General features: G+C 62.5%; 14 protein-coding genes and 1 pseudogene. 14 read left to right on the top strand and 1 reads right to left on the bottom strand.

The annotated features are described in order from the left end of the window. Positions 1–240: 240 nt before the first annotated feature. From K1X45_RS09025 to K1X45_RS09000, 6 genes are all read left to right on the top strand, one after another. Entirely contained in the window at positions 241–4,638 is a 4,398-nt protein-coding gene (locus K1X45_RS09025; RefSeq protein WP_220158627.1) for an autotransporter domain-containing protein, read from the top strand. 82 nt (positions 4,639–4,720) lie between these two features. Further along, the gene (locus K1X45_RS09020; protein ID WP_220158626.1) at positions 4,721–5,044 is read left to right on the top strand and encodes a hypothetical protein; all 324 of its coding nucleotides are present in this window, start codon (positions 4,721–4,723) and stop codon (positions 5,042–5,044) included. After that, positions 5,045–5,542: a hypothetical protein gene (locus K1X45_RS09015; protein WP_220158625.1), complete on the top strand. Its 498-nt coding sequence runs from the start codon at positions 5,045–5,047 to the stop codon at positions 5,540–5,542. After that, positions 5,539–6,333, top strand: coding sequence for a SapC family protein (locus tag K1X45_RS09010; RefSeq protein ID WP_220158624.1), 795 nt, complete (start codon positions 5,539–5,541; stop codon positions 6,331–6,333). Before K1X45_RS09015 ends, K1X45_RS09010 begins: the two co-directional genes overlap by 4 nt. Beyond that, positions 6,330–6,968 carry an invasion associated locus B family protein gene (locus K1X45_RS09005; protein WP_255560369.1) on the top strand — a complete coding sequence of 213 codons (639 nt, stop codon included), beginning with the start codon at positions 6,330–6,332 and terminating at the stop codon, positions 6,966–6,968. Before K1X45_RS09010 ends, K1X45_RS09005 begins: the two co-directional genes overlap by 4 nt. A 101-nt stretch (positions 6,969–7,069) precedes the next feature. After that, positions 7,070–8,029 (top strand): LysR family transcriptional regulator, encoded by a 960-nt coding sequence (locus K1X45_RS09000; RefSeq protein ID WP_220158623.1) that lies wholly within the window; start codon positions 7,070–7,072, stop codon positions 8,027–8,029. Here K1X45_RS09000 and K1X45_RS08995 read toward each other — a convergent pair. After that, positions 8,012–8,233: a helix-turn-helix domain-containing protein gene (locus K1X45_RS08995; RefSeq protein ID WP_220160440.1), complete on the bottom strand. Its 222-nt coding sequence runs from the start codon at positions 8,231–8,233 to the stop codon at positions 8,012–8,014. The genes K1X45_RS09000 and K1X45_RS08995 overlap by 18 nt on opposite strands. 138 nt (positions 8,234–8,371) lie before the next feature. Between K1X45_RS08995 and K1X45_RS08990 the strand changes: the two genes are divergently transcribed. The 8 genes and pseudogenes from K1X45_RS08990 (at position 8,372) to trbE (ending at position 16,260) form a co-directional block, all read left to right on the top strand. Beyond that, the gene (locus K1X45_RS08990; RefSeq protein WP_220158622.1) at positions 8,372–8,674 is read left to right on the top strand and encodes a DNA -binding domain-containing protein; all 303 of its coding nucleotides are present in this window, start codon (positions 8,372–8,374) and stop codon (positions 8,672–8,674) included. Between the two features lie 124 nt (positions 8,675–8,798). After that, positions 8,799–10,784, top strand: a complete 1,986-nt coding sequence (locus K1X45_RS08985) for a conjugal transfer protein TraG (protein WP_220158621.1) — start codon at positions 8,799–8,801, stop codon at positions 10,782–10,784. Positions 10,785–10,794: 10 nt separating this feature from the next. Next, a complete protein-coding gene (locus tag K1X45_RS08980; RefSeq protein WP_220158620.1) occupies positions 10,795–11,238 on the top strand; it encodes a CopG family transcriptional regulator in 444 nt (147 codons plus the stop codon). 123 nt (positions 11,239–11,361) lie between these two features. Next, positions 11,362–11,901, top strand: coding sequence for a GNAT family N-acetyltransferase (locus K1X45_RS08975; RefSeq protein ID WP_220158619.1), 540 nt, complete (start codon positions 11,362–11,364; stop codon positions 11,899–11,901). Positions 11,902–12,213: 312 nt separating this feature from the next. Next, positions 12,214–13,200: a P-type conjugative transfer ATPase TrbB gene (gene trbB, locus K1X45_RS08970; protein WP_220158618.1), complete on the top strand. Its 987-nt coding sequence runs from the start codon at positions 12,214–12,216 to the stop codon at positions 13,198–13,200. After that, entirely contained in the window at positions 13,197–13,529 is a 333-nt protein-coding gene (locus K1X45_RS08965) for a TrbC/VirB2 family protein (protein WP_220158617.1), read from the top strand. Before trbB ends, K1X45_RS08965 begins: the two co-directional genes overlap by 4 nt. Then, positions 13,529–13,807 carry a VirB3 family type IV secretion system protein gene (locus tag K1X45_RS08960; RefSeq protein ID WP_220158616.1) on the top strand — a complete coding sequence of 93 codons (279 nt, stop codon included), beginning with the start codon at positions 13,529–13,531 and terminating at the stop codon, positions 13,805–13,807. Before K1X45_RS08965 ends, K1X45_RS08960 begins: the two co-directional genes overlap by 1 nt. 13 nt (positions 13,808–13,820) lie before the next feature. Further along, positions 13,821–16,260 (top strand): annotated as a pseudogene (gene trbE / locus K1X45_RS08955) (conjugal transfer protein TrbE).

Here is a 16,260-nt window from a genome sequence, read left to right as displayed (position 1 = left end):
GCGGTCCCCTCTGATCATATGGGGCGGCCCGGATACCGGCCTGCTACGCCGTTCGAAAATTGAACGGAGGTTTGCAAGCGATGGCCGCCATAAAGACGCAGTCCAGGGTAAGGCGCCCGGCGAAAAGGGTAATCGACACACCGTGTTTTCAGATTGGACAGCCGATTTCGGACTCTGCCTGCCGAGATGTGCCCCGTTTGTATCCCACCCACCGAAATCAAGCAGTCTGAGAGTAGCACCATGGCATTGAGCAGCAACGCGACGCGTTCCATTTCATTAAACCGTAAGAGCCGCCTTCTTTGCGCCACTGCGCTGATGAGCGTCCTGCTGCCGCTTGCGAATGCGAGGGGGCAGGAGGCGAATTATCGCTATACGGAGAGCGGCACCTACACTGACGACATCGGGATCAACACGGTGGTTACCATGTCGACCGCAGCGGGCACCATCGCGACCTACGGCGGCAACCTGAGTTTTCAGCGGGCCGGTGCGACTTTGGATTTGGGATCCGGAGGTAGCGACCAAGGCACGATCATCTTCTCGCCTGAGACAGTAACCGGCATTCAAACTTCGCCAGGATCATACACTGGATTACTGCGACTGTGGGATGGGCGTTTCCAGTTTGGCGAGGACACCGCGGCACGCCAATATTTCGCTCAACATGGCACTAGGGTTGCCTTGGTTAGCAACGGCATTCTGGATCTCGCCGGCAGCGATCTCAGTTTTTACAATTTTCAGCGGGGAAGTAGTGGTTTTGTGCTCAACGATAGCGCGGGAACCACTGCAACGTTCAGCCTCACAACCGGCGTGATAAACGGAGGCCTTCGCGACGGCGCGGGAATGTTGCGCTTGAGAAAAACTGGAGCCGAGGGACTCATCCTCGGCGGTGTCAACGATTATTCCGGCGGCACCGAGGTTGCTTATGGGAGGCTAACCGTTGATAGCTCCACAGCTGTTGGTTCTGGCGCGATCGAATTCACGTCAAACGGCCCATCGGCCGCCGGTTTGCACCTTCGCACCGACGGGCTGACTCTGTCCAACGACATTCTGTTATCGGGCACAGCCGGAGTGGCAGTTAATATCATGCCACAGGTGTCGGCTACCTTGACAGGCACGATTTCCGGTGGGGGCTATTTCGGGGTACACGGCCTCGGGACACTCACCCTGACGGGACGAAACACCTATACGGGCGATACCACCATCCAACATGGCACGCTCGTTCTCGACAGCGGCGATGCGATTGCCGACACCAATATGGTGTGGATCGGGAACACTGGCACGCTTCGTCTGGCACAAAGCGAGACGATTGATCGTCTTGACGGCTCTGATGGATCAGTGCTTCTCGACGATGGCGCGACCCTCTCCCTCGGCGCCTTCAACGGCAGTTCCAGCGTCTCGAGCGTGATTAGCGGCGCTGGCGGGCTGCACAAACTCGGCACTGGAACGCTCGAACTGCTTCGCGAAAACACATACACCGGCGAAACCGTGATCGAAGGCGGCCGCGTTCTGGCCGGCCGGAACAATGCCTTCGGTCTTGGCGATCAGGTTACCTTCAAGAGAACGGCGGAAGGCCGCAACACGCTCGAACTTTCCAACAGCGTTAACGTCGCCCAGAACATGCTTCTGGAAGACAGCATCAATCTCGACAACAACGATCTCAGCACCTTGTCCGGCGTCATTTCCGGGCACAACCACCTCATCCACAAGGTCGGCCAAGGAACGGTGCGCCTTACCGGCGAAAGCCTCGATGCGCCCGGCGCGATCGTCCGTGCAGGCGGGCTGTCCTTCGATGGCCGTTACAGTGGCGATGTGGAGACGGCCTTCGGCGGTACGGTCACCGGATCGGGCCGCATCGACGGCGATGTCGTCATCGCCGACGGCGGCCGGCTCTACGGGCATTTCGACCGCATCCTGACGATGGGAAGCCTCACGCTCAGCGACAGCTCGGACATCGAAATCATGGTCAACGAGCCGGGCACCTCGGCGTTCTTCGAGATCGAAGGCGATCTCGTGCTCGACGGTCGGCTGACCATCGACGATGGGACGGGCGTGAATTTCGGTCAGGGCGTCTACCGCCTGTTCAACTATGGCGGCGCGTTGAACGACAACGGACTGGAGGTCGTCGGCGTGCCGGACGACAGCCGATACGACATCGGCGATATCGAAATCCAGACCGCGATCGACAAGCAGGTGAACATCGTCGTCGGTGGCGATCCCGGTCCTGGGCCCGACCCGCGTCCGGATATTCTCTTCTGGGATGGTCCGAACTTGAATGCAGATGGTGTCATCTCTGGCGGGAGCGGCACCTGGACCAACGGAACAGGGAACTGGACGACCACGAATGGTGATGCGAACCATGATTGGGGCAGCCGTTTCGCCGTGTTTCAGGGCGATGCCGGCACGGTCCTCGTCAATGGCAGCAATGGCCCGATTTCGGTTACCGGCATGCAGTTCGCCGTCGACGGTTACCGTGTCGAGGGCGATTCTATCACGCTCGCGGCGGAAGAAACCCTCATCCGCGTCGGCGATGGCTCGCAGGCCGGAGCAAGCTACGTCGCGACGATTGCCTCCGACCTGCGCGGCGATGGCGCGCTGGTCAAGGACGATCTCGGCACCCTTGTTCTCACCGGCAACAACAGCTATCGCGGCGACACCATCGTGCGGGCCGGCACACTCGTGGGCGATACCGACAGCATCCGGAACAATATCGGAAACAACGGTCATGTTGTGTTCGATCAGGCGGACGACAGGGTCTTCGCGGGCGACATATACGGCCGCGGAACCATGGAGAAATCGGGAGAGGGGACACTTACCCTTACAGGACGCAGCGATCTTGACTGGGCTGTTAGCCAAGGCTGGCTGATTTCCCGAACCGATCTTTTTGGCGGCGACGTCAGGATCGACAGCGACGCGGCAGGGCTGCGATTCGAGCAGGATGGCAGCGGCACCTATGCCGGTGTGATCTCCGGCCACGGCCGATTCGATGTCAAGGTCGGCAATGGGAATTTCCTGCGCCTGACGGGCGAAAGTTCGAGCCTCAGCGGCCATACCACCGTGAGCAGCGGCGGGCTGATGGTCGATGGCAAGCTCGGCGGAGATATATTGGATATGTTTTCCGACACCGTGCTCGCCGGCAGCGGCACGATCGCGACCTATGGAGTCAATATCAATTCAGGCGCCGTGCTTTCACCCGGAAATGGCATCGGCACACTGACAATGACCGGCGATCTAACCTTCTTTGAAGGCTCGACGTATCAGGTCGAGGTCGATCGGGATGGCCGGTCGGACCTTGTCGATGTTGGAGGCGAAGCCAAACTTAATGGCGGTTCGGTCCGCGTCATTGCCGGAACGGGGAATTACGCGGCCTCCACCCAGTATACGATCCTGACCGCGGATATCGGTGTCACTGGCACTTTCACCGGAGGCGTCACGTCGAACCTCGCCTTCCTCGATCCCTCGCTCAGCTATGACGACAACAACGTCTATCTGACCATGACGCGCAACGGCACCACCTTCGAGAACGTTGGCCAGACGCGCAACCAGATCGCGGCGGGCGGCGGCGTCGAGAGCCTGGGCGAAGGCAACACGGTGTACGATGCCGTGCTGAATCTCTCGGCCGAACAGGCACGCTACGCCTTCGACCAACTTTCGGGTGAGATCCACGCATCGGCCAAGACAGCACTGATCGAGGACAGCCGTTTCCTTCGCAGCGCAGTCAACGATCGCCTTCGCGCGGCCTTTGACGGCGTCGGCGCGTCGGGTTCCGCCGTCACCTATGAAAATGGCGTGCCCCGGCCGGTTGCCGCGAACACGGACGGCTTTGCAGTCTGGGGACAAGGCTTCGGCTCGTGGGGCCACACATCCGGTGACGGCAATGCCGCGCGCCTGAACCGTACGACGGGCGGCCTCTTCTTCGGTGCGGACGCGCCGGTCTTCGATACCTGGCGCTTCGGTGCAGTGGCAGGTTACAGCCAGACCAGTTTCGATGCCAAGGACCGCCACTCGTCCGGATCGAGTGACAATTACCATGTAGGCCTCTATGGCGGCACGGCCTGGGGCGATCTAGCCTTCCGGTCTGGCGCGGCCTACACTTGGCACGATATCTCCACCAGCCGCAGTGTTGCCTTTCCTGGCTTCAGTGAAAGCCTCAAGGGAGATTACAATGCCGGTACGGCGCAGGTCTTCGGCGAACTGGCCTATGGCTTCAATTTCGGGGCAACCCGTTTCGAGCCATTTGCCAACCTTGCCTATGTGAACCTGCACACCGACGGCTTCCGCGAAACAGGTGGCGCTGCGGCGCTTACCAGCGGCTCGTCGAGCACCGACGTGACCTTCACCACGCTCGGCCTTCGTGGTTCGACGAACTTCGATCTGAACGGTGCCTCGGTCACCGCCAAGGGCATGGTCGGCTGGCGGCACGCCTTCGACGATGTGACGCCGACCTCGACTAATCGCTTCGTCGGCGGCGGCAACGCCTTCACCGTCGCAGGCGTGCCCTTCGCGCGCGATGCGGCTGTGATCGAGGCGGGCCTTGATTTCGCGCTGACGCCGTCAGCCGTAATCGGCGTGACCTATAGTGGTCAGTTCGGCTCCGGCATTGTCGATCAGTCCTTCAAGGCCAACTTCAGCGCAAAGTTCTGATCAATCCGGCAATCGGGATTTTCGGGTGACGCCTGCATCGGCGTCACCCGGTTACCGGATTGCATCGGCGGGAGTGTGTTCCATGATGAAATTGCCTGATCACCGTGAGGACTACGAAGAAGAAGATCTTGGTGTCATGCTCTTCTTTCTTCTCATGGCAATCGCTGTATTGTGGCTCATCGGCTGTATTTATATCGGCCGGCCAATTGGTTTTCTGGACATCCTGTGCGGGGCAGGCCTCTTTGCGATGTGGCTTGCCGCATTCACTTCGCTCAACACCCGATTGGAGCGCCTTGAGCGGCAGCATTCGCATCGGCGCACGACGCAAGGTGCCGATGACGAACTGTTCGACCCCGATCATATCGGTTGCCGATCCTCCAAGGCCACCAGGTGCGGAGGTGAGTGAATGGACCAGCGTGCCATTTCCCTTGTCGTGGCAAGTCTTGATGAGCTGCACCCGGTCAGCCAGAAGGTCGACGATCTGTTCCACATGCGCCTGCGGGACACCTGTCCCGAGGTCTATCGGCTTTTCGTCATGGATATCGAGCCGCACGAACGCCGTCTCGTGCATGCTCTCGGCCTGATCCTTGCTCAGGTGCGGCACGTCGGGGCGATTGCACCTACGGTGGCGATGCTGGCGCGATCGCAGAGGCTCTTCCGGCTCATCGACACGCATTATAAGGCGCTGGCGCAAACGTTGATCTGGACGCTGCGCCGCGTTCTTGGCGACAGCTTCACCATTGAAACGGAGCGCGCCTGGTGGAGCGCACTGTGGGACGGGCGACAAACCGCGGAACTAGACGAGCCAGTAGCAGTCCAGGAGGCGCAATCAGCCACGCGCGCCCGCGCGCCGTGGATTGACTTCAACAATTGTGGCGCAACGCGCCGGGTGATCTCAAATTGACAGAAGACAGCAATATTTATCCCGAAGGGTCCCGTGCGGTCCTTCCTCTCTTCTACAAGGACCCGATTCTTCTCCGTTTCGAGGAGCATGGGGACGTCGGCCTTGCGCCATCCTCGAACTTCTGCTTTGCGCGCGAAGCCGAAGCCATTCCGCTTTGCATCGGCGAGTTCGTAGCAGCGATGCGGCATTTCCCGATTGTCTTTTCGATGGGTGAACAAGCCGTGCCCCTTGCTGTCGTTGGAATCCAGCGGCGGCAAAATCTCTTCATCGAACGCGATGGCTCCTGGCACGCCAACAGCTATGTGCCGGCCTATGTCCGACGCTATCCCTTCATTGTCAGCGAGACCCCGGACAAGGCGCGGCAGTTCCTGGCCATGGATAAGGCGAGCGATCGCTTCGTGGAGTCCGCCTTTGCACATCCGCAGAGCGAACGCCTGTTCGATGCCGGGGGAAAGCCAACAGCGATAGCGCAAACGGCGCTCGCCTTCTGCCAAGCCTGGCATGTCGAGCACGCAAAAACCGTTGCGTTCGGTCAGGCGCTGGCTGGAGCGCAGGTGCTGGAACCCTATCATGCCGATATCCGCCTGCCGGACGGCAAGCGGCATCAGGTCAACGGCTTTCAGGCTGTAAACGAAAAGGCCTTCCGTGCGCTTCCGGCTAAGTCCGTTGCCGAATGGCACGCCAAGGGGTGGCTCGATTTGGTGGCGCTTCATCGGGCCTCGCTGGAAAGCTTTCAGAATCTTCTCGAACTTAATGCGCAGCGCGCAAGTGAACGAAAGGCGCTCGCATGATGAGCAAGAAACGGATTTTTGGTCTTTCTACCGTCGCAACTCTTCTGCTTGGGGCCGGCGTTTCGCTTTATGTCGCGCCGGGCGTCGCGATCTCCAACACGACGCAAATCGCAGAAGTATCTGATGGCCATAGCGATCCGGCTCCGCAGCGCTTTGAGGTTGCCCAGTCCCAGGCTGGCGGCACCTCGACCCTACCCGGCGGGGCTTCCTCCCTCAATGAGACGTACAAGGATTGGCGCGTCGCTTGCGTGCAGCAGGGGAATGCGAAGCGCTGCGTGCTCAGCCAGGTTCAAGCGCAGCAGAACGGCCAGCGCGTGCTTGCCATTGAATTGAACGCCCCCACCGCCAACACCGTTTCAGGCACGCTCATCCTGCCTTTCGGCCTTGCTCTGGATGCCGGCGTCACCTTCCAGATCGATGAAAAGCCGGACATGCAGCCGGTTCGCTTCCGCACGTGCATACCGGGCGGATGCCTTGTCAATGTCAGCTTCGACGCGGCCGCGCTGGTAGTGTTGCGGGCCGGTGCGGCGCTCAAGGTCAAGGCAACCGCCGACGGCGGCGCGGCCGCGCCCTTCAGCATCTCGCTACAGGGCTTTGGCACCGCCCTCGATCGTGTGGCGGCGCTCTCGCGATGAGCCAGTACGAATCCGAAACGGGGCCGACAGTCCAGTGAACTTCCCGCTATGCGACTACCAACGACATTGGCGTCTGAGCGCATCGTCCGGATAGCGTTATCATGCGGCGCCTTCAAAAGCTCTCCGAAACCTGGCAGTCGCCGTCGCGGCTTGGCACCCGCATCCCCTTGATCTCGCTCATCCAGACGCTCGCCGTTGCCGAGTATCTAAACTTCCGCCATGCCGCGAATGTTCTCGGCGTCAGCCCGTCCAGCGTCAGCGAACGCATCAAGACGCTGGAAGAAGATCTCGGCATACTCCTCTTCGAGCGGCACGCCCGCGGCGTCCGGCTGACCGAAGCCGGACGCCATTTTGTCGAGGGCGTCGCTGCCGGCATCGACCGGCTCGAACATGCCGTGAATACTGCCGGCGCCTTCGCGCGCGGCGATCTCGGCCGCATTCGCGTCGGCGTCTATGCGCTGATCCCCGGCAGCTTTCTCGATGACCTGCTCGCCCGCTACCGCAAGGAGCATCCGGGCGTCACCATCGAAATCAGTGAAGGGACGGCGCGCGACATCGTCTACCAGCTTCGCGCCGATCAGATCGACATCGCCTTCGTTGCCGGTGCGCCCGATCTCCCCGATTGCCATACGCGTCGTGTCTGGCACGAATCGCTCGTCGCGGTGCTGCCAACCGACCATCCGCTAGCCGCGAGCAATGGCGTGACCTGGGACGATCTCGCTGGCGAAGCCTTTCTCGTGCGCCACAATGGTACCGGACCGCAAGTCTATGAACTCATCATCCAGCGTCTAGCCGGGCGGTGGGCGGCGGCGCCCTCGATCCTGCGCTGCGATGTCGAGCGTTGCACGCTGATGCAGATGATCGCGCAAGGGTTCGGAATCACAGTCGCGGGGAAGGCGGCGGCGCTGATCGACGTCCCGGGCGTCGTCTATCGACCGTTCAAAGACGAGCCGGAGCCGGTTCCATTCTCCGCAGTGTGGTCGCCCTACAATCAGAGCGCAATCTTGCGCAATCTGATCGACCTCGCCGGCGCGATGGGCCGGTCAATCGCTACCGACTGACCGCTTCAGCAGTTCGCCGGGATCGACCTCCAGGGCATCCGCGATCTGGCCGAGCACCGTGACGCTGGCGGACACGTCTCCGCGTTCGATCGCGCCGACATAGCGCATGCTCAGGCCGGCCCGGTCAGCCAGTTCCTCTTGCGTCAGATTTTTCGCATGACGTATCCGACGCAGATTCCTCGCCATGACCTCCTTGAGATCCATGGCCAAGCGGAACCAGCATAGGAACGATCATTCTAGGAACGATCGTTCCCATTCGCCTTCTGCTCTGCTATTTGGGGTATATTACCGGCGCCGCGCAGCGATAGTACGCGTCGCCCCTGCCTTGAGAGGATGGCGATCATGCGCGTTCAGCCAGAACTCGACCCCGACGTGGAGGATGAAGCGCCGACCGGCACTGGCATCACACCCTATGACGAGGTGCATTTTGTGACCTACATGCGCCTCCTCGACGCGGAGGCCGACGGCGCGTCTTGGGAGGAGGTAGCGCGGATCGTCTTGCACCGCGACCCTGCAGGCGACGAGGCACGCACTCGGCGTTGCTGGGAAAGCCATCTGGCGCGGGCTCAATGGATGACCCACACCGGCTACCGTCGCATTCTCGAACAAGCAGCGCAGGACGAGCGGCGCAAGCCCCTGCACTGATCCGCGACCGTCCTATTCGCCGCCGTTTCTATCCGGCGGCCCTCCGGCCCCGGCTTGGCTATTGCCCTTCCCAAAAACCCCCATTCTCTGATCGGCTCCGACATTTTTGCCGATTGGAGCCTGTATGCGTGGAGGCCGGATTCTCTGGGGTCAGATCGTCGTTGTCCTGACCATCATTTTCGTCATGACCTGGGCGGCGACACAATGGACCGCGTGGCGGCTTGGGTTTCAGCCGCAGCTCGGCGAGCCGTGGTTCGAGCTGGCGGGCTTGCCCGTCTATCATCCGCCCGTCTTCTTCTGGTGGTGGTTCTCCTACGACGCCTATGCGCCCGCGATCTTCACCGAAGGCGCGATCATCGCCGCGTCCGGCGGCTTCATCGCCATCGCCGCCGCCATCACCATGTCGATCATCCGGTCGCGCGAGGCGCGCAACGTCGCGACCTACGGTTCGGCGCGCTGGGCCGAGGACAAGGAAATCCGCAGCGCCGGCCTCCTCGGTCCCGATGGCGTCCTGCTCGGAAAATACGACCGCGACTATCTGCGCCACGACGGCCCCGAGCATGTGCTTTGCTTTGCCCCGACGCGATCGGGCAAAGGCGTCGGCCTCGTCGTGCCGACCCTGCTCACCTGGCCGGGAAGCTGCATCGTCCACGACATCAAGGACGAGAACTGGACGCTGACGGCGGGCTTCCGTTCCCGGCATGGCCGTGTCCAGCTGTTCGATCCGACCAATGTGAATTCGTCCGCCTACAATCCACTGCTGGAGGTCCGGCAAGGCGAATGGGAAGTCCGCGACGTCCAGAACATCGCTGATATTCTGGTCGATCCCGAAGGCAGTCTCGACAAGCGCAATCACTGGGAAAAGACTAGCCACAGCCTGCTTGTCGGCGCGATCCTGCACGTCCTCTATGCCGAGAAGGACAAGACGCTGGCGGGCGTGGCCAGTTTCCTGTCCGATCCGCGTCGCCCGGTGGAAGCCACCCTGCGCGCGATGATGGAGACGCCGCATCTCGGTGAAGCTGGCGTGCATCCCGTCATCGCGTCGTCCGCGCGCGAGCTGCTGAACAAATCCGACAATGAACGCTCCGGCGTGCTGTCGACCGCCATGTCGTTTCTCGGCCTCTATCGCGATCCAGTCGTCGCCCGCGTCACCGCGCGCTGCGACTGGCGCATCGCCGATCTTGTCGGAGCCAAGAAGCCCGTCAGCCTCTATCTCGTCGTGCCGCCCTCCGACATCAACCGCACCAAGCCGCTCATCCGCCTGATCCTCAACCAGATCGGCCGCCGGCTGACCGAGGAACTGACCGCATCGGGCAAGCGCCATCGCCTGCTGCTGATGCTGGACGAGTTTCCCGCGCTCGGCCGTCTCGACTTTTTTGAGAGCGCCTTGGCCTTCATGGCGGGCTATGGCCTCAAGGGCTTTCTGATCGCGCAGTCGCTCAACCAGATTGAGCGGGCCTATGGGCCGAACAACGCCATCCTCGACAACTGCCATGTGCGCGTCAGCTTCGCGACCAATGACGAGCGCACCGCCAAGCGCGTCTCGGATGCGCTCGGCACGGCGACCGAACTGCGCGATTCCACCAACTATGCCGGCCACCGCCTTTCGCCTTGGCTCGGGCATCTCATGGTCTCGCGGCAGGAAACGGCCCGCCCGCTGCTGACACCCGGCGAAATCATGCAGCTTCCGCCCACCGACGAAATCGTCATGGTCGCAGGCACCCCGCCGATCAAGGCGACCAAGGCGAAGTATTTCGAGGACGCGCGCTTGCAGGAGCGCATCGTCGCGCCGCCGGAACTGGCGGCCATGCCCGCTAATGCCGCCGCTACGGATGACTGGTCGGGTCGCGTCGTGGCAGCGGCGGGCCATGCCGGCGCGGGAGCTGGCGGTGATGACGGCGGCGACCCCGCTAATGCCGGTATCCGCCGCGAGCCAGAATTGCCTGAACACGAGGAAATCATCGCGCCGCCGCCGTCACCCTCGCAGGAGTTCGAGTTTTTGGACGACGAACCCGACGTCGACGCCGCCAAGGCCGACGCGATGCGCGCGCGGATGCGGATGGTCGCCCGGCAAGCCTCGCTCGATCCGGGCGACGGCATTGAACTTTGAGGAACCGCCCATGACTTCACGTACCCGCATGAACGTCTATTTCGATCCGGCCCTGCTCAAACAGGTTGAGGCGCTGGCGCTGCGCCGGAACATCTCCAAATCCGCCATCATCGAGGCCGCCGTCGCATCCTTCCTCTCAGGCGATACCAGCGAGAAGCTGGAAGCCGCGATGTCGCGCCGCCTCGACAGGCTCGGCCGTCAGGTCGGCGCGCTCGATGAGGATATCGCCGTGCTCGGCGAAACGCTGGCGCTCTTCGTCCGCTTCTGGCTGTCCTTCACCCCGCCGATGTCGGACACCGCCCAGGCCGCCGCACGCGCCAAGGGCACCGAACGTTTCGAAGGATTCATGCAGACTCTCGGCAAGCGCCTCGCGACGGGGGACCGGTTCCTGAAGGAGCTATCGCGCGATATCGATCCCTCTGACAGCGCATCGTCAGGCATTCAAACCACATGAATTTTACGAGCAAGTCAGCGTTACTGTGACCGCTGCAAAAATCTGTATTCTACGACGGGGCAAAAATCAGGAGCGAAGGTCTCGCTTTAACCGCGATGTTCGCGACAACAAGGAGGAAAGATTGTGCTGCCAAGCTTCGAAACTGAGCGCCTGTGGGTACGACCACGCACAATGGCGGATTTTGATGCTTGCCTTGCAATGGATCGCGACCCGGAAGTTACAAAGTTCATTCCCGGCCCATGGAATGAACCCGCAAAGCACGAGGCTTTTCTGAAGGAAAGAATCGAAACCTCTCTTGGTGATGGTCTCGGATATTGGTTTATTTTCCCCAAGGTGCAGCCCGATCAGTTCGCGGGATGGATCCTTCTAATCCCCTATGATGGGATCGGCCCTGAGGTTGAAATCGGCTGGCGTCTAAACCGATCCGCTTGGGGACGTGGGTTCGCGGCAGAAGCTGTTCGCCCCATCATTGAACACGCCTTTCATACCGTAGGGCTGAAACGCATTGTCGCGGACATTAACCCCAGCAATCTTTCCTCTCTGCGCGTGGCAGAGAAGATTGGCATGAATCATATCGGCGACGGGAAGCCTGGAGCGGACCCTTGCAAATGCTATGCGATGACGAAAGCTGATCTCATCAAGATTGTGTCGCACAGGTCCTGATTTTTTACCATCGCCAGCGGCCTGCTGAAACCGCTCGGCACTTCGTGCCGCAAAACTCGCTCGCAGAGTCGATTTTGTGCGACGGTGGTTTGCGACGCGTTCGGCATATCCCTTCGGTCTAATCAAGACATGGCCACGGTCAGCGTGAGGACCATCTCTGCACGCTGCTTCCCGATACCTATCCTATTCACCGCCGGCCGCCGCCGATGCCCGCACGCGGCTAAATACTTGTTGAAGCGGCCTGATTTCAGGCTCTTTTAATCGACCCCGATCGGGGAACTCTCTGTTGCGTCCCCTTGGCTTGGGGACGGCATGGCGAACAATTCTCATCAGAAACCGGAGGCGATCCAGCGCGGCGCGCGCATGTTGCGTACGGCGCTCGGTCCCGCCATCGCCCGCTTTCTCGAAGACCCCGCCGTCGTCGAGGTGATGCTGAACCCCGACGGGCGCATCTGGATCGACCGACTTTCCCAAGGACTATCCGACACCGGCGAAACCCTGTCGCCCGCAGACGGCGAGCGCATCGTGCGCCTGGTCGCCCACCACGTCGGCGCGGAGGTTCATGCCCGCAGCCCGCGCGTCTCGGCCGAGCTGCCCGAGACGGGCGAGCGGTTCGAGGGCCTGTTGCCGCCCGTGGTCGCAGCGCCAGCCTTCGCCATCCGCAAACCCGCCGTCGCCGTCTTCACGCTCGACGACTATGTGGCCGCCGGGATCATGTCGGCGGATCAGGCCGCGATCCTGCGCGCGGCCGTCGTGTCCCGCGCCAACATCCTCGTCGCGGGCGGCACCTCGACCGGCAAGACCACGCTGACCAATGCGCTGCTGGCCGAGGTTGCGAAGAGCGCCGATCGCGTCGTCCTCATCGAGGACACGCGCGAGCTGCAATGCGCCGCGCCCAATCTCGTCTCCATGCGGACCAAGGAGGGCGTCGTCACGCTCTCCGATCTCGTCCGCTCTTCGCTGCGCCTGCGCCCCGACCGCATCCCCATCGGCGAGGTGCGCGGCGCCGAGGCGCTCGACCTCCTCAAAGCCTGGGGCACCGGCCATCCCGGCGGCATCGGCACCATCCACGCCGGCACCGGCATCGGCGCGCTGCGCCGTCTCGAACAGCTCATCCAGGAAGCCGTCGTCACCGTCCCGCGCGCCTTGATCGCCGAGACGATCGACCTCGTGGCCGTCCTCTCCGGCCGCGGTTCCGCACGGCGGCTCGCCGAACTCGCCCGCGTCGAAGGGCTCGGCCCGGACGGGGATTACCGCGTCACCTCAGCCACCCCCACCAACACAGGAGAATCTTCATGATCCGCATCCCCATGCGCGTCCGTCGCATCGTCGCGACCGTCGCCGCCGTCGCCTACGTCAATCTCGTTCTCGTTCCCGCCGCGCACGCTTCCGGCTCCTCGATGCCGTGGGAAGCGCCGCTCCAGAAAATCCTTCAGTCGATCGAGGGGCCGGTCGCCAAGATCGTGGCGGTCATCATCATCATCGCGACGGGCCTGGCGCTCGCCTTCGGCGACACGTCGGGCGGCTTCCGCAAGCTGATCCAGATCGTCTTCGGCCTGTCGATCGCCTTCGCCGCATCGAGCTTCTTCCTGTCGTTCTTCTCGTTCGGCGGCGGGGCGCTCGTCTGATGGCGGTCGCCTTCGAGCAACTGGATGTGCCGGGGTTCACCGCCCCGGTTCACCGCGCGCTGACCGAGCACATCCTGCTCGGCGGCGCACCGCGTTCCATCGCGATCCTGAACGGGACGCTGGCCGGGGCCGTAGGCCTTGGCCTGCGCCTCTGGCTGGTCGGTCTCCTGATCTGGGCCATCGGTCATTTCGCGGCGGTCTGGGCGGCAAAACGCGATCCGCTCTTCGTCGAGGTCGGGCGCAGGCACCTGCGCATCCCCGGTCATCTGTCGGTTTGAGGGGGCGTATCCAATGATGAACCTTGCCGAATATCGCCGTAGCGCCACCCGGCTCGCCGACTATCTGCCCTGGGTCGCGCTGATCGCCGAAGGCGTTGTCCTGAACAAGGATGGCTCACTCCAGCGCACCGCGTCGTTTCGCGGGCCTGATCTCGATAGCGCCGTCGCGGCCGAGCTGGTCGCAGTCGCCGGCCGCATCAACAACGCCTTTCGCCGTCTCGGTTCCGGCTGGAGCATCTTCGTCGAGGCGCAGCGCAGTCAAGCCGCGACCTATCCCGACAGCACATTCCCCGATCCGGCCTCCGGCCTTGTCGATGCCGAGCGCAAGGCCGATTTCGAGGAAGAAGATGTCCATTTCGTCTCTGGCTATTACCTGACCTTCCTCTATCTGCCGCCAGCCGAGGAAGCCGCACGCGCCGAGACCTGGCTCTACGAGGGCCGCGAACAATCCGGCGTCGATCCTCACGAGATCCTTCGCAGCTTCACGGACCGTACCGGTCGCGTGCTGGCGCTGCTCGACGGTTTCATGCCGGAATGCGCCTGGCTCGATGATGCCGAAACCCTGACCTACCTCCATTCCACGGTGTCGACGAAACGCCACCGCGTCCGCGTGCCGGAGACCCCGATCTATCTTGATGCGCTGCTTGCCGATCAGCCGCTGACCGGCGGGCTGGAGCCGCGCCTTGGTGACGCTCATCTGCGCATCCTCACCATCACCGGCTTTCCGACCGCGACAACGCCCGGCCTGCTCGACGATCTCAACCGGCTGGCCTTTCCGTATCGCTGGTCGACCCGCGCGATCCTCATCGACAAGACCGATGCGACCAAGCTGCTGACCAAGATCAGGCGGCAATGGTTTGCCAAGCGCAAGAGCATCGCCGCGATCCTGAAAGAGGTGATGACCAATGAGCAATCCGCGCTCGTGGACACCGACGCGGCCAACAAGGCAGCCGACGCCGATATGGCCCTTCAGGAGCTGGGGCAGGATATCGCCGGGATGGCCTATGTCACCGCGACCATCGCGGTCTGGGATGCCGATCCCCGCCTTGCCGACGAGAAGCTGCACCTCGTCGAGAAGGTCATCCAGGGCCGCGATTTCACGGCCATGATCGAAACCGTCAATGCCGTCGATGCCTGGCTCGGCTCGCTCCCCGGACATGCTTACGCCAATGTCCGCCAGCCGCCCATCTCGACGCTCAATCTCGCCCACATGATTCCCCTGAGTGCCGTGTGGGCGGGGCCGGAACGGGACGAACATTTGGGTAGCCCCCCCCTTGCTTTACGGCAAGACCGAAGGCTCGACCCCGTTCCGGCTATCCCTCCATGTCGGCGATGTCGGCCACACCCTTGTCGTCGGGCCGACCGGCGCAGGCAAGTCCGTGCTGCTGGCGCTCATGGCCTTGCAGTTCCGGCGCTACGACAACTCACAGGTCTTCGCCTTCGATTTCGGCGGTTCGATCCGGGCTGCGTCGCTCGCCATGGGCGGCGACTGGCACGATCTCGGCGGTGGCCTCACCGAAGGCTCTGAGGTCTCGGTTTCGCTCCAACCGCTCGCCCGCATCGATGATGGCTATGAGCGTGCCTGGGCCTCCGACTGGCTGGGCGCGATCCTCGCCCGCGAACACATGACCATCACCCCGGAGGTCAAGGAGCATATCTGGACCGCGCTGACGTCGCTGGCCTCGGCGCCGGTGGAGGAACGCACCATCACCGGACTCAGCGTGCTGCTTCAGTCAAACGACCTGAAGCAGGCGCTGCGACCCTATTGCGTCGGCGGTCCCTACGGCCGGTTGCTCGACGCTGAGACTGAACATTTGGGCGCGGCGGACGTGCAGGCTTTCGAGATCGAGGGCCTGGTCGGCACGGGGGCTGCGCCTGCCGTGCTCGCCTATCTCTTCCACCGCATCGGCGACCGGCTCGATGGTCGCCCGACCATGCTCATCATCGACGAAGGCTGGTTGGCGCTGGACGACGAAGGCTTTGCCGGCCAGCTCCGCGAGTGGCTGAAGACGCTGCGTAAGAAAAACGCCTCCGTCATTTTCGCCACGCAATCGCTGTCCGACATCGACAATTCCGCGATCGCACCCGCGATCATCGAGAGCTGCCCGACGCGGCTCCTGCTGCCAAACGAACGCGCGATCGAGCCGCAGATCACGGCCATCTATCGCCGCTTCGGCCTCAACGACCGGCAGATTGAGATTCTGGCCAGAGCGACGCCCAAGCGCGACTATTACTGCCAATCGCGGCGCGGCAATCGCCTGTTCGAGCTGGGCCTCAGCGAAGTCGGCCTCGCGCTCTGCGCCGCATCCTCCAAATCCGACCAGACCCTGATCGCCAACCTCCTCGCCGAACATGGCCGCGAAGGCTTCCTGGCCGCGTGGCTGCGCGCCCGCGACGCCGGATGGGCGGCCGACCTCATCCCGAACTTCCCCCAAGCCGAAAAGGAGACTTGA

The organism is Pseudochrobactrum sp. Wa41.01b-1, from assembly GCF_019464455.1.
In the GTDB taxonomy this organism is placed as follows: Bacteria; Pseudomonadota; Alphaproteobacteria; order Rhizobiales; family Rhizobiaceae; genus Pseudochrobactrum; species Pseudochrobactrum saccharolyticum.
The sequence above is the reverse complement of the archived record's forward strand: the minus strand, read 5'-3'. Positions and strand labels throughout refer to the sequence as shown.